Source organism: Actinoplanes sichuanensis (genome assembly GCF_033097365.1).
In the GTDB taxonomy this organism is placed as follows: Bacteria; Actinomycetota; Actinomycetes; order Mycobacteriales; family Micromonosporaceae; genus Actinoplanes; species Actinoplanes sichuanensis.
Genome location: NZ_AP028461.1, coordinates 358400 through 370949, shown reverse-complemented (window position 1 = coordinate 370949; position 12550 = coordinate 358400). Strand labels below are relative to the sequence as shown.

Below are 12550 nucleotides of genomic sequence, written 5' to 3'. Positions count from 1 at the left end.
CTAGCCGCGTTGGGTGCGCTCGACCAGGGCCGCGGCGACGTCGCGGAGTTTACGGTTGGTGTCCTGCGAGACGCGGGTGAGGATGGTGAACGCCTCGTCCGCGGTGCACCGGCGCTCGCCCATGATGATGCCCTTGGCCTGCTCGATCACGGCCCGGCTCTCCATCGCGGCCTGCATGTGCCGGGCCAGTCCGGCCGTCGTGTCGTAGAGGTGGGCGTTGGCCAGCGCCACCGCCGCGTACCGCACGAAGGTCCTCGCCTGTCGCATCGCCGCCGCGTCGAAGGCGCCGGGCGCGCCGCCGTAGACGTTGAGCGCGCCGCCGACCTTGTCGCCGATCGGCAGGCTCAGCGACAGCACGCTGCCCATCCCGGCCTCGGCGGCGTCGGCGCCCCAGCGGTTCCACCTGTCGTCGGTCGCGGTGTCGGGCACTTCGACGACGGTTCCGGTCGAGGCCGCCTCCAGGCAGGGGCCGGCGCCCCGTTCGTACTGCGCCTCGTCGAGCCGTAGGGCCGTCTGGCCGGTGTGGGCCGCGGTGACCGCGCCCCGCTCGCGCAGCAGCGTGATGGAGACCTGAGTGGCACCCGGAAGCGTGCGCCGGGCCAGGTCGGCGACTCGGGACAGGACCCCGTCGAGGTCGGTTTCGCCCAGCTTGATTCGACCGAGCTCCGCGAACGCGGCAGCGGCGTCGGTCGGGTCGTGCGCCTTCAACGTCAGAGGATCCCCGCAGCGGTGCACGGATCCGCCCGGGAGCGGCCGTGCCTGTCGATCGGTGTCGCCCGGGGGCGGACGCCCCTCGGACCCGCGCCGCTGCTTGACGCTGGTGGGCCGGTGTCGTGGACTCCGGCCGCAGGACGACGATATTACCCAACCCGACGAAAGGGTTCGTACGCCCCCGACGGGGTATCCACGCGTCTTGGACACCACCGACGTCATCCGGGAGCTGGGGCGCATCGACCTCGGCGAGACAGCCATGGACGAGGTTCTGTCCCGGGTGGCCGAGCTGGCCCGGCGGGCGGTGCCCGGTGCGTACGAGGTGTCGGTGACCCTGGTCCGCGGCGATGGCCCCCGCACCGTGGCGAGTACCGGCGAACCGGCCGAGCTGATCGACGAATGGCAGTACCAGAACCACCACGGCCCCTGCCTGGACGCCGCGGCCGACCGCGTGACGGTCTGTGTGGACGACGTGGCCGCCGAGCGCCGCTGGCCGGGCTGGTCGGAGCATGCCGGAAGTGTCGGAGTGTGCAGCGCGCTCTCGGTCGGGCTGCCGATCCGGGACCGGACGATCGGCGCGGTGAACGTCTACGCCACGTCCTGCCGGGCCTTCGACGACGACGCGGTGGCGCTCGCCGAGACGTTCGCCGAGTACGCCGCGGTGGCGCTCGCCAACGCCGATCTCTACCACTCCACGGCCACGCTGGCCCGGCAGATGACGGCGGCGATGGACAGCCGGGCGGTGATCGAACAGGCCAAGGGGATCATCATGAGCCAGCGCCGGTGCGGACCGGACGAGGCGTTCACGATCCTGTCCAAAGCGTCCCAGAGCGCCAATCGCAAACTGCGTGACGTGGCGGCCGGGTTGGTGCACCGGGTGCAGCGCCCTTGACAGCATATTTGTGATCGTTAACATAGCGGCAATACGTGAGTCACCGGTCCGTTCATCCCCACCGTCCAGGACGGACCGTCGCGCCCCGGCCCACCGGCGGGCGCCACTCACCCCGCGTTCCTTTTCCCCGGAGGGACTGCCATGTCTCTTGCACGTCTCAGATCCGTCGGCGCCGTCCTGCTGCTGCTGCTCTCGATCGCCGTGGCGGTGCAGACCCGTACGGCCACGCCGGCCCGCGCCGCGGCCACCTTCACCAACCCGGTCGCGTCCGCCCCCTACGGCGCCGACCCGTGGATGGGTTACTACAACGGCTACTACTATTTGGCCGCGACCACCTGGAACAACCAGATCGTGATCAAGCGGGCCACCTCGGTCGCGGCGCTGCCGGGCGCCACCGAGAACGTCATCTTCACCGGCACCGCCGCCGCGAGCTGCTGCAACGTGTGGGCGCCGTCGATGCACCGGCTCAACGGGCCGAACGGCTACCGCTGGTACTTCTACTACTCGGCGGGCACCGCGGCGTGCTGCGACGGGCAGCGCTCGTTCGTGCTGGAGAGCTCCGGCGACAACCCGCTCGGCCCGTACACGTTCAAGGGCCAGCTCAACGTGCAGGCGAACAACGGCTGGGCGATCGACGGCAGTGTGGCCACCATCAACGGGGCCAACTACTTCCTGTACTCGTCGTGGGTCGGTGACCTGCAGAGCCTGTTCATCGCCCCGATGAGCAACCCGTGGACGGTGTCCGCCTACGGCACGCGGATCTCGTACCCCACCTACGACTGGGAGAAGGTCGGCGGCAACACCGAGGAGGGCCCGTACGTGCTGCAGCGCAACGGGAAGACCTTCCTCACCTTCTCCGCCAGCTCCTGCAACACCCCCGACTACAAGCTCGGCCAGCTCACCCTGACCGGCACCAACCCGCTGTCGGCGTCCTCGTGGACCAAGAAGTCGACCCCGATCTTCTCCCGCTCCGACGCGAACAGCGTCTACGGCCCCGGCCACCACTCGTTCTTCACGTCACCCGACGGCACCGAGACGTGGATGGCCTACCACGCCAACGAGACCACCGCCCAGGGCTGCGGCGGCACCCGGACCACCCGGATCAAGAAGGTCAACTTCAACAGCGACGACAGCCCCAACCTGGGTACGCCGGACAAACTCTCGACCACCCTGACCGCCCCCTCGGGCGACCCGGGCGGCACCGTCTCGTTCCCGGTCGCCGGCACCCAGTACCGCCTGACCAACCAGGCCAGCGGCAAGGTCCTGGACGCCGTGAACTGCGGCACCGCCAACGGCACCGCGATCGACCAGTGGTCGTCGCTCGGCAACAACTGCCAGAAGTGGACGTTCACGAAGACGACCAGCAACTACTACCGGATCACCAACGTGAACAGCGGAACCGTCCTGGACTCGGTCAACTGCGGCACCGCCAACGGCACGGCCCTCAACCTGTGGGCGTCACTCGGGAACGCCTGCCAGGAGTGGAGCCTCACCCCGATCAACGGCGGTTACCTGATCGCCAACCGCGGCAACGGCCTGGTCCTCGACGTCACGAACTGCGGCACCGCCGACGGCGTCGCGGTCCGCCAGTGGGCGTCGCTGGGCAACGCCTGCCAGCAGTGGAACATCACCACCTGATCTCTCCACCGGCTCCCCGTCACCCGAAGGCGGGGAGCCACCCGTAGACGTACGCGCACCGGCCGACGCCGTCCCCCGGCTGCGGCGCGCCGTCTGCCTCCCGGGCCGGAGCACCCAGTGCTCCGGCCCGGTTCCGTACCACGCCCTCAGTACCTGATCGGGACCCGCCACAGCGGGGCGAGCACCTCACGGTCGGCCTGCCGGCGGATCACCAGCAGCCAGGCGATGCCGATCAGGGACACGCCGATCAGCCCGCCCCAGGACAGCACGGTGAACAGGTGCGGGTCGGCGGCGATGTCGGTGATCACCTGCGCGATGCTCTGCCAGCCGTCCCACAAGGCATGCAGGACCGCGACGCCGAGGTACGTGGCCAGCAGCCGCCCGGTCAGCGCGAAGTGCCGCCGGCCGCTCGCCGAGAAGAGCACCCCACCGAGGATCGCCGTCCACAGCCCGTGCCCGACCGGGGCGAGCACCCCGCGCAGCAGTTCGGTCTCGACCAGCGTCATCAGCGACAGGCCCTGTTGGGTGAAGAGGGCGGTGAAGGCGTACCCGGCCGATTCGAAGGCGGCGAACCCGAAGCCGACGGCGGCGCCGAGGATGATGCCGTCGACCGCGAACTTGTGCTGCAGGCGGCGGCAGAGGAAGGCGAGCGCGGCGAGTTTGGCGGCCTCCTCGATCAGTCCGACGCCGAGGAAGAACAGCGGGTTCGGATGCAGCAGGTAGGTCTCCAGCAGCGACGCGGCCAGCACTCCGAGGACGCCGCCGGTGACGAATGTACTGAACAGCAGTTCCGCGGTGACCTCGCCGCTGTGCCGTTTGGTGAACGCCCAGAGCACGAACGTGACCGGGACCAGGAAGCTGCCGAGCAGGACCAGGGTGGGGATGAGGTTGGGGTTGCCGGTGGCGAACGTGACCGCCACGGTCAGCAGCCAGAGGGCGAAGCCGGTCAGAAAAACGCGCCGCCACAGTTTCATGTGCGCCTCCAGCGCTCGAATGGGCGGCACCCGGATACCCGTCCGGGTGCCGCCCGACGCGCAGATGAGACGTACGAGTCAGCGACGGCTGTAGATGAAGCCCAGTTTGTCCACGGCGGTCCCGGATCGTCCATGGAAGCCGGCGATCTGGAAGCCGCTCGGCGCGGTCCTGGTCACACAGTCCGAGGTGGTCGTACCACCGGCGATGCTGTTGCCCAGGTTGGTGGTGAACTTCGCGTAGAAGATCCGGGTGTGCCCGCTGTACTGGGCCCGACACAGATACGCGGTGGTCACGTACTCGGTCGCGCCCAGGGTCAGTGACTTCGCGGTGCCGCCGGTGCCGCCGTGCGCGAGGGCGCCCAGGCTGACCTGGTCGACCCGGGAGCCGGCCCGCAGACCGACGGTGGCCGGGCGGGCGACCACCGAGTCGATGTCGTTGTAGTAGTCACCGTGCGGGCCGCCGAACTGCTCGCTGAACTCGTACGCCGAGTTCGTCGACCAGGTGAACGAGGTGCTGATCGGGAAGTGGTCGGAGAGCATCTTCCCGTCACTCGTGCGGAACCCGGCGTCCTCGTTGTGGTAGCCGGTCGCGTTCAGGGTGACGAACCGGCTGCTCCGGTAGAGGATCTTGTCGACCACCTCGCAGGTGTCGGTGACCGCGGCCGCGTCGCAGACCAGCGCGTCCGACCCGGCGGCGGGCGGGGTGCCGCCGCGCTCCAGCTTCACCCAGGCGTCGGTCAGGCCGTTGGCCGACACGAACGTCCGGATCGTGTCCGCCGTACGCGTGTATCGGGTGTTGGTGTCGCCCATGACGACGACCGCGTTGCCGGCCGAGTGGGTGGTGATGAACGCGGTCAGCTGGTTGAGGTTGTCGGCCCGCGAGGTCTGGTCGCCGTCGCTGGTGCCGGCGTTGGTGTGCAGGTTGTAGAAGTCGACGTAGACGCCCTCGGCGAGTCGATGCCGGGCGAAGGTGAAGCCCTTCGGCGTCAGGCAGTCGCCGGAGTCGAGCTGGCAGGAGTTCCAGTCGCCGCGCTCGAAGTCGTCGGTGTCGTAGGCGACCTTGGACAGGCTGTTCAGCCCGGAGCCGATGCCCGCGCCGCCGCTGGTCGGGGTGCGGTAGGCGTGTGTGGTGTCGGCCGCGTACAGGTAGGCGTGGTAGTTGAAGTCCTCCTGCACGTGCACGATGTCGTAGGGGGTCAGGCGCCGGCCGATCGCGGTGTGCGCGGTCTGCCGGTCGACCTCGGCGCTGGAGATGATGTCGGGCAGGCCGGCGACGTTGTAGGTGAGGACGGAGAACGTGCCACTGGCGGCGTAGGCGGGGGCCGGCGCCAGCAGGAGCGGGCTCAGGATTGCGGCGAGCGCCACGAGAGAGCGTTTCATCGGGGGAGGACCTTCCGGCGGACGGAGGGAACGGTTACCGGAGGGTAGCCATCGATCGACGTTGACCGAAAGCACCTTCGAGTTTTGTTCACGTTCACAACAGCGCGCGTTCCGTTTTAGGTCGCTTGATCCACCAAGGCTGAACGGCGATCTCGCCCCTTTGCGCCCCGATGGAGTCCCCGTGAACGTCAGCCGCCGCAGCATCCTGCGCGTATCCGCCGCCGGAGCCGCCGGACTGGTCGCCGCGCCGACCCTGTTCGACAACACCGCCTCCGCCGCCGTCGCGCCCGCCGCGGCCGCTGCCGCCTTCGTCGACTCCTACAAGACCAACACCACGGCGAACCTGACCGTCGAGTCCAACGCCGCGGTCCGCATCCTCTCCGGCTTCCAGAAGGTGTGGAGCACCGGCACCGCCTGGAACACCGGCACCGTTCTCGACGAGGCGTTCCTCCGGGCCAACGTCCGCTACGTCGTCAAGACCACGCGCAACCGCACGGCCGCCGAGGCCGCCCGGTCGTTCGTCGTCGACCGCCAGCACCAGAGCTACTCGGTGATCGCCGGCCTCGGTCCGCTCGCCGACGCCTACAAGGCCGGCGCGCAGGCTGTCACCGGCATCACCGCGGCCCCGGCGACCACTCCGGCCACCACGATCAGTGACGCCGTCCCGGCCGGTTCGCCCGCCGGGTCGACGCTGGGCGCCGGCAACCCGACCTCCGCCCTCGGCAAGGTGGTCACGCTGGTCAACACGGTCCGCGGCAACTGGTCCTCGGGCAACCCGAGCAAGTTCGCCTACCAGTACCCGCGCCCGTGGCGGATGACCGAGGACAGCGAGGTCGTCGACACCGGTGTGGTCGACGAGTTCGGCTACCCGGTCTACGACTCCGACGTCGTCGTCACCCCGCAGTTGCTCCGGCAGCGCAGCACCAACCCGGCCGAGGACGGCGGCTACGTCAGTGGGCACACCAACGCGCTGTACATGGCCGCGCTGGCGTTCGCCTACGCCGTACCGGAGCGCTTCCAGGAGCTGGTCACCACCGCCTACGACCTGGCGCACACCCGGATCGTCACCGGCATGCACTCCCCCGCCGACGTGATCGGCGGCCGGATCCTCGGCACCGCGCTCACCGCGGCGATCCTCGGCGACCCGGCCAACGCGACCCTCAAGGCCGAAGCACGGGCCCAGGCGCTGGCGTACTTCCAGGCGCAGACGGGTCCGGACCTCACCGTCGCCGCGCGGTCCGGCGCCGACCGGGACGCCAACGCCGCGATCGTCAAACCCAAGCAGACGTACGGGCTCCCCGCGCGCCGATCGAACCTGAGGTTCGAGGTCCCCACCGGGGCGGAGGTACTGCTGGAGACACGTCTGCCGTACCTGGACGCCGCCCAGCGCCGCGAGGTGCTCCGGACCACGTGCCTGGCCGCCGGGAACCCGATCCTGGACGGCCCCGAGCAGTGGGGTCGGATCAACCTGTTCGCCGCCGCCGACGGCTACGGAGCGTTCGACTCCACGGTCGCGGTGACCCTGGACGCGTCGGCCACCGGTTTCGCCGCCGCCGACTCATGGCGCAACGACATCGACGGCTGCGGCGGCCTGGTCAAGCTGGGCACCGGAACCCTGACCCTGACCGGCGACAACGGCTACCGCGGCGGCACCACGATCGCCCAGGGCACCCTGGTCGCGGCGCAGAAGAAGGCCCTCGGCGACGGCGACGTGACGCTCTCCGGCGGCACCCTGCGCCTGACCGCCCCGAAGGTCCACGTGAACGGCTCGGCCCGCCTCTCCTCGGGCACCCTGGCGGTCTCGGTGCGCCCGCACGGCGCGCCGCCGCTGACGGTGGGCGACGACGTGACGATCGGCGCGAACACGGTCCTGGAGGTGTCGATCCCCCAGCCCGACAGGTACGACTCCCCGGTCCCGGTCCTGAAGGCCCGCCGGGTCCGCGGCCGGTTCGCCCGGGTGGTCGTGACCACCCCCGGTTACCGGGCCACCCTGGTCCACCAGGGCGACACCATCGCCCTGCGACTCCGTAGGGCCTGACCCCCCGGGGGCGCTCACCGTTGTCGCCGGCCGTGCGAGACGACGGTGAGCGCCCCGCCCACGTTCAAGCGGGATGGACCAGGATGCCCTGCAGGGCGGGGTGCGACGGTGGGGCGTCGGTGATCACGGCGGTCACCGCGGTGGGCGGCAGGACCAGGAACGGGGACGCCGCACCGATCTTCTCGGTGCTGGCCAGCACGTAGGTGTCGGCGGCGCGGGCGGCCAGGGCCCGTTTCATCGCGGCCTCGTCCGGGTCGCCGGTGGTCAGTCCGGCCTCGTGGTGCACGCCCGTCACGCCCAGCAGGAACAGGTCGGCTGTGACACCCTGCGCGGCCTCGGCGGCCGCCGCCCCACAGGTCACCGCCGAGTGCTTGAACAGCCGCCCACCCAGGACGTAGACGTCGACCGACGGATGCGTGACCAGCGCCGCCGCGACGGTCGGGCTGTGCGTGACGATCGTCGCCCGCAGCGCGGGGGGCAGTGCCGCGGTGACGGCGAGGGCCGTGGTGCCGCCGTCGAGCAGGACGGTCTGCCCCGGCCGGATCAGGGCGGCGGCCGCGGCCGCGACCCGCTGCTTGCCGGCGGCGGCGATCCCGGTCCGGGTGGCGTAGTCGGCGACCGCCGGGGAGACCGGCAGCGCTCCCCCGTAGACCCGCTGGCACAGCCCGGCGGCGGCCATCTCCCGCAGGTCGCGGCGGATGCTGTCCTCGGCGACGCCCAGTTCGGCGGCGATGTCCTTGGCGACGACCTTGCCCTCGGCGGCGAGCCGCGCGAGCAGCAGATCACGACGCTCAGCGGCAAGCATTCCGTGTTTCTCCTCATTGTTGTCGACTGTTGCGCGTTTCCGAGTGTAGGTTCCCGCTCATGAACACACCAGGGCTCGACCTGCCGGATGCCCGGGGCCGCACCGGCCTCGACCGGGCCGGCCGTGATCTCACCGGAAACCCGGCGGTCGTCGTGCGCGACGTGGAACTGCTCGCGGCCGCCTGGCACGTGCTGCGGCGCACGACGTACGACTTCCGGCGCCGGGACGGCCGGTGGACCACCGAGCAGCGGGAGACCTACGACCGGGGCGACGGCGCGACCGTGCTGCTCTTCGACCCGCGGCGCCGGACCGTGTTGCTGACCAGGCAGTTCCGCTTCCCGGTCTATGTGAACGGCCACCCCGACGGCATGTTCCTGGAGACCGCGGCGGGCCTGCTCGACGGCGACGACCCGGCCGCGGCGATCCGGCGGGAGGCGGCCGAGGAGCTCGGGGTCACGATCGGCGAGCTGATCGAGGTTTTCCGGCCGTGGACCAGCCCGGGTTCGGTGACCGAGCGGCTGCACTGTTTCGCCGCGCCGTACTCGGTGGAGTCCCGCACCGGCGAGGGCGGCGGCCTGGCCGACGAGGGTGAGGACATCGAGGCGGTGGAGCTGCCGTTCGACAAGGCGCTCGCGATGATCGACTCCGGGGAGATCGCCGACGCCAAGACCATCATGCTGCTGCAGTGGGCGGCACTGAAGGGAGCGCTTGACAGCGATCGATGACGGTCATTAAGTGTTACCGGGAGGTAACACGATGATCGTGCGCCGTGCCGTGCTCGCCGCCACTCTGCTCGTCGCAATCCTGACCGGGCAACCCGCTGCCGCCGCCCCGCCGTCGTGCACGGCTCCGGCGCCGAGCGACACGAAACCCGGTTATCTGGTCGCTGATCCGAACTGTGAGCTGGACGGGACCCCGTTCACCGCGCTGCCCGACGCGACCGTGCACACCGGGGTGAACGCCGGTGCCGCCTACCGGATCGAGGTTCCGAAGCGCTGGAACGGGCGGCTCGTCGTCTACGCGCACGGCTACCGCGGGACCGGCACGACCGTCTACGTGAGCAACCCGGAGCTGCGGCGGCACTACGTCGACCGGGGTTACGCGTGGGCGGCGTCCAGCTACGCCACCAACGGCTACGACGTGGGTCAGGGGGTCCGCGACACGTACGCGCTGACCGGCCTGTTCCGACAGGTCACCGGCCGTACGGCGAAGAAGGTGTTCATCTCCGGCGCGTCGATGGGCGGGCATGTCACGGCGGTCGCGATCGAGGAGTATCCGCGTACGTTCGCCGGGGCGATGCCGTACTGCGGGGTGCTCGGCGACGCCGAACTCTTCGACTACTTCCTGGACGCCAACGTGACGGCGGCCGCGCTGGCCGGGGTCGGCATCGAGTTCCCGTTGCGGCCGGACGCCGCCTACCCGGCCCGGTTCGCCGGTCAGGTCGCCCGGATCAAGACCGCGCTGACCGGCACCGAGGCCGGCCGGACCTGGTCGGACGTGCTGGAGCGGCGCAGCGGCGGAGAGCGGCCCGGTTTCCCGGCGGCGTTCGCCTACTGGAACGCGGCCAGTCAGGGTGGGCTGCCGTTCCTGTTCAGCGTCTATCCGGGGCTGAGCGGCGGCACGGCCGGCATCGCACCGGGCAACCTCACCGACAACCGGCGGACGGTATACCGGTCGACCGACGGCTGGTGGCCGACCGCGGCGGAACGCCGGCTCAACGCCTCGGTGCTGCGGGTCGGGCGTACGGCGTACCCCGATCGCGGTCTCGACGGTGTCCCCCGCGTCGATGGACGCCCGAGCGTTCCGGTGTTGTCGCTGCACGGTGTCGGTGATCTGTTCGTGCCGATCTCGATGGAGCAGGAGTACGCCCGCCGTGCCGCCGCCAACGGGCGCTCCCGTCTCTTCGTCTCCCGGGCGATCCGCACCGTCGCCCACTGCGGCTTCACGTCGGCCGAGCTCAGCCGTGCTTTCGACGAGCTAGTCGTCTGGACCGACCGGGGCCTTCGCCCCGCGGGCGACGCGATCCTCGACCGGCGCAAGGTGGCTTCCGCGACATTCGGCTGTCGTTTCACCGAGGGGGTACGGCCGGAGTACGCTCCGGACGCGTGCGGGCGGGCAGGAAGCGCCTGACCAGCGGCCACGCCAGGATGACCACGACGATGGCGTAGACCACGTAGGACACCGCTCCGCCGAGCAGTCCGGACAGGTCGCCACCGGACAGCTGCAACGCCATCCGACCCTGCCGTTCGGCCATCGGCCCGAGGATCACCCCGACGATCAGCGGCAGGATCGGCATTCCGAAACGGCGCATCGCGAACCCGAGCATCCCCAGGGTGAGCAACAGGAACAGGTCGAACGGCTGGGCGTTGACGGCGTAGGCGCCCATCGAGGCGAAGAAGACGATCCCGGCGTACAGGTAGGGGCGCGGGATCCGCAGCAGGCGCGCCCACGCCGGGGCCAGCGGCAGGTTGAGCAGGAGCAGCATCAGGTTGCCGACGAACAGGCTGGCGATCAGCGTCCAGACGAGTGTCGACTCCCGGGTCAGCAGCAGCGGCCCGGGCTGGATGCCGTACGTCTGGAACGCCGCCAGCATGACCGCGGCCGTCGCGTTGGTGGGCAGCCCGAGCGCCAGCATCGGCACCAGCGTCCCGGCGGCCGACGCGTTGTTCGCGGCCTCCGGCCCGGCCACCCCTTCGATGGCGCCCTTGCCGAACTCCTCCGGATGTCTACTGAGCCGCTTCTCCAGCGCGTAGGAGAGGAAGGTGGGCAGTTCCGCTCCACCGGCCGGCATCACCCCGAACGGGAAGCCGAGGCCGGTGCCCCGCAGCCACGGTTTCCACGAGCGGCGCCAGTCGTCGCGGCCCAGCCACGGCTGACCGACCGCGATCACCTCGACCGGGCGACGGCGCAGGTGGGCGGCCACCCACAGGGTCTCGCCGACGGCGAAGATGCCCACCGCCACCACGATCACGTCGATGCCGTCGGCGAGCTGTGGCAGGTCCAGGGTGAGCCGGGACTGGCCGGTCACCTTGTCGATGCCGACCAGGCCGATGACCAGGCCGAGCAGCAGGGCGGAGAACCCGCGGACCCGGGAGCTGCCGAGTACCGCGCTGACCGCGACGAACCCGAGAACCATGATGGCCAGGTAGTCGGGGGCGCCCAGATCGATCGCGAACGCCACCATCACCGGAGTGATCAGCACCAGCAGCAGGGTGCCGATCAGGCCGGCCACGAACGAACCGATCGCGGCGGTGGCCAGGGCCTGCGCGGCCCGGCCGGAGCGGGCCATCTTGTTGCCCTCGATCGCGGTCACCACCGACGACGACTCGCCCGGGGTGTTCAGCAGGATCGAGGTGGTGGAGCCGCCGTACATGCCGCCGTAGAAGATGCCGGCGAACATGATGAACGCCTGCGTCGGCTCCATGCCGTAGGTGAGCGGCAGCAGCAGGGCCACGGTCATCGCCGAGCCGATGCCGGGCAGCACACCGACCGCGGTGCCGACGGTCACGCCGATCAGCGCGATCAGCAGGTTCGTCGGCGTGAGGATGTGCCCGAAGCCGTCCAGCAGCTGGGTCAGGTCGTTGATCACAGGATTCCCTGAAGTATTCCGGCGGGCAGATTCACGCCGAGGCCGATCGCGAACCCGTAGAAGGTGATCAGCGCCAGCGCGATCGAGACGGCGGCGGTGAGCAGGTGCCGGCGGGCGCCGAGGGCGAACGCGGTCGACCAGAACAGCACCGATCCGCTGATCACCCAGCCGAGTGGCTCGATCAGGACCGCGTTGACGGCGAACGCGAGCGCCACCAGCAGGACGGTCCGCCAGTCGATCGGCGAGGTGGGGTCGACGTCCTCGCCGCCCTCCGGTTCACCGCGGCCGCCGCGGCGCACGTCGAGGGCGTAGACCGCGGCGGCGATCAGCAGCAGCACGCCGAGCAGGAACGGCACCGGGCGCGGGCCGATCGGGTCGTTGCTGCTGGTGGCGCTGGTGGTGTTGACGGCATCGACGATGACGAGGACGCCGGCCAGGGCCAGGAACGCGCACATGCCGTACTGTGCGCGGTCCCGGCCCCGGCCGCTCACCGGAGGAGGGGCCTGCTCCGGCGAGCCGGTCG

At 70.6% G+C, this 12550-nt stretch carries 11 protein-coding genes; 5 read left to right on the top strand and 6 right to left on the bottom strand.

The genetic code is table 11. The features are described 5' to 3' along the window. Positions 1 to 708, bottom strand: a complete 708-nt coding sequence (locus Q0Z83_RS01515) for a GAF and ANTAR domain-containing protein (protein ID WP_317791946.1) — start codon at positions 706 to 708, stop codon at positions 1 to 3. Between the two features lie 205 nt (positions 709 to 913). On the opposite strand from Q0Z83_RS01515, the gene Q0Z83_RS01510 reads away from it, so the two are divergent. Then, positions 914 to 1603: a GAF and ANTAR domain-containing protein gene (locus tag Q0Z83_RS01510; protein WP_378078993.1), complete on the top strand. Its 690-nt coding sequence runs from the start codon at positions 914 to 916 to the stop codon at positions 1601 to 1603. A 141-nt stretch (positions 1604 to 1744) separates the two neighbouring features. Beyond that, the gene (locus Q0Z83_RS01505; protein WP_317791945.1) at positions 1745 to 3241 is read left to right on the top strand and encodes a family 43 glycosylhydrolase; all 1497 of its coding nucleotides are present in this window, start codon (positions 1745 to 1747) and stop codon (positions 3239 to 3241) included. 146 nt (positions 3242 to 3387) lie between these two features. Here Q0Z83_RS01505 and Q0Z83_RS01500 read toward each other — a convergent pair whose 3' ends face one another. Then, positions 3388 to 4215, bottom strand: coding sequence for a PrsW family intramembrane metalloprotease (locus Q0Z83_RS01500; RefSeq protein WP_317791944.1), 828 nt, complete (start codon positions 4213 to 4215; stop codon positions 3388 to 3390). A gap of 78 nt (positions 4216 to 4293) precedes the next feature. Further along, positions 4294 to 5595, bottom strand: a complete 1302-nt coding sequence (locus tag Q0Z83_RS01495; protein ID WP_317791943.1) for a jacalin-like lectin — start codon at positions 5593 to 5595, stop codon at positions 4294 to 4296. A gap of 181 nt (positions 5596 to 5776) precedes the next feature. Here Q0Z83_RS01495 and Q0Z83_RS01490 point away from each other — a divergent pair, with 181 nt between their 5' ends. Further along, on the top strand, positions 5777 to 7633 hold the full coding sequence (locus Q0Z83_RS01490; RefSeq protein WP_317791942.1) for a phosphatase PAP2 family protein: 1857 nt from the start codon (positions 5777 to 5779) through the stop codon (positions 7631 to 7633). A 64-nt stretch (positions 7634 to 7697) separates the two neighbouring features. Here the strand turns inward: Q0Z83_RS01490 and Q0Z83_RS01485 are convergent, their stop codons facing one another. Further along, positions 7698 to 8438, bottom strand: a complete 741-nt coding sequence (locus Q0Z83_RS01485) for a DeoR/GlpR family DNA-binding transcription regulator (protein ID WP_317791941.1) — start codon at positions 8436 to 8438, stop codon at positions 7698 to 7700. 59 nt (positions 8439 to 8497) lie between these two features. On the opposite strand from Q0Z83_RS01485, the gene Q0Z83_RS01480 reads away from it, so the two are divergent. Continuing rightward, positions 8498 to 9163, top strand: a complete 666-nt coding sequence (locus Q0Z83_RS01480) for an NUDIX domain-containing protein (RefSeq protein ID WP_317791940.1) — start codon at positions 8498 to 8500, stop codon at positions 9161 to 9163. A gap of 31 nt (positions 9164 to 9194) precedes the next feature. Then, positions 9195 to 10568, top strand: coding sequence for an alpha/beta hydrolase family protein (locus Q0Z83_RS01475; RefSeq protein WP_317791939.1), 1374 nt, complete (start codon positions 9195 to 9197; stop codon positions 10566 to 10568). On the opposite strand, the gene Q0Z83_RS01470 is transcribed toward Q0Z83_RS01475, so the two are convergent. After that, positions 10507 to 12027, bottom strand: coding sequence for a tripartite tricarboxylate transporter permease (locus tag Q0Z83_RS01470; RefSeq protein WP_317791938.1), 1521 nt, complete (start codon positions 12025 to 12027; stop codon positions 10507 to 10509). The two genes, Q0Z83_RS01475 and Q0Z83_RS01470, sit on opposite strands and share 62 nt — an antisense overlap. After that, positions 12024 to 12518, bottom strand: coding sequence for a tripartite tricarboxylate transporter TctB family protein (locus Q0Z83_RS01465; protein WP_317791937.1), 495 nt, complete (start codon positions 12516 to 12518; stop codon positions 12024 to 12026). The genes Q0Z83_RS01470 and Q0Z83_RS01465 overlap by 4 nt, the downstream gene beginning before the upstream one ends. Between the last annotated feature and the right edge of the window lie 32 nt (positions 12519 to 12550).

Excerpts from the sequence above, each read along its gene's own strand:
- Q0Z83_RS01505 (WP_317791945.1), top strand. The coding sequence starts at position 1,745 with ATGTCTCTTGCACGTCTCAGATCCGTCGGCGCCGTCCTGCTGCTGCTG.
- Q0Z83_RS01500 (WP_317791944.1), bottom strand. The coding sequence starts at position 4,215 with ATGAAACTGTGGCGGCGCGTTTTTCTGACCGGCTTCGCCCTCTGGCTG.
- Q0Z83_RS01495 (WP_317791943.1), bottom strand. The coding sequence starts at position 5,595 with ATGAAACGCTCTCTCGTGGCGCTCGCCGCAATCCTGAGCCCGCTCCTG.
- Q0Z83_RS01485 (WP_317791941.1), bottom strand. The coding sequence starts at position 8,438 with ATGCTTGCCGCTGAGCGTCGTGATCTGCTGCTCGCGCGGCTCGCCGCC.
- Q0Z83_RS01480 (WP_317791940.1), top strand. The coding sequence starts at position 8,498 with ATGAACACACCAGGGCTCGACCTGCCGGATGCCCGGGGCCGCACCGGC.
- Q0Z83_RS01475 (WP_317791939.1), top strand. The coding sequence starts at position 9,195 with ATGATCGTGCGCCGTGCCGTGCTCGCCGCCACTCTGCTCGTCGCAATC.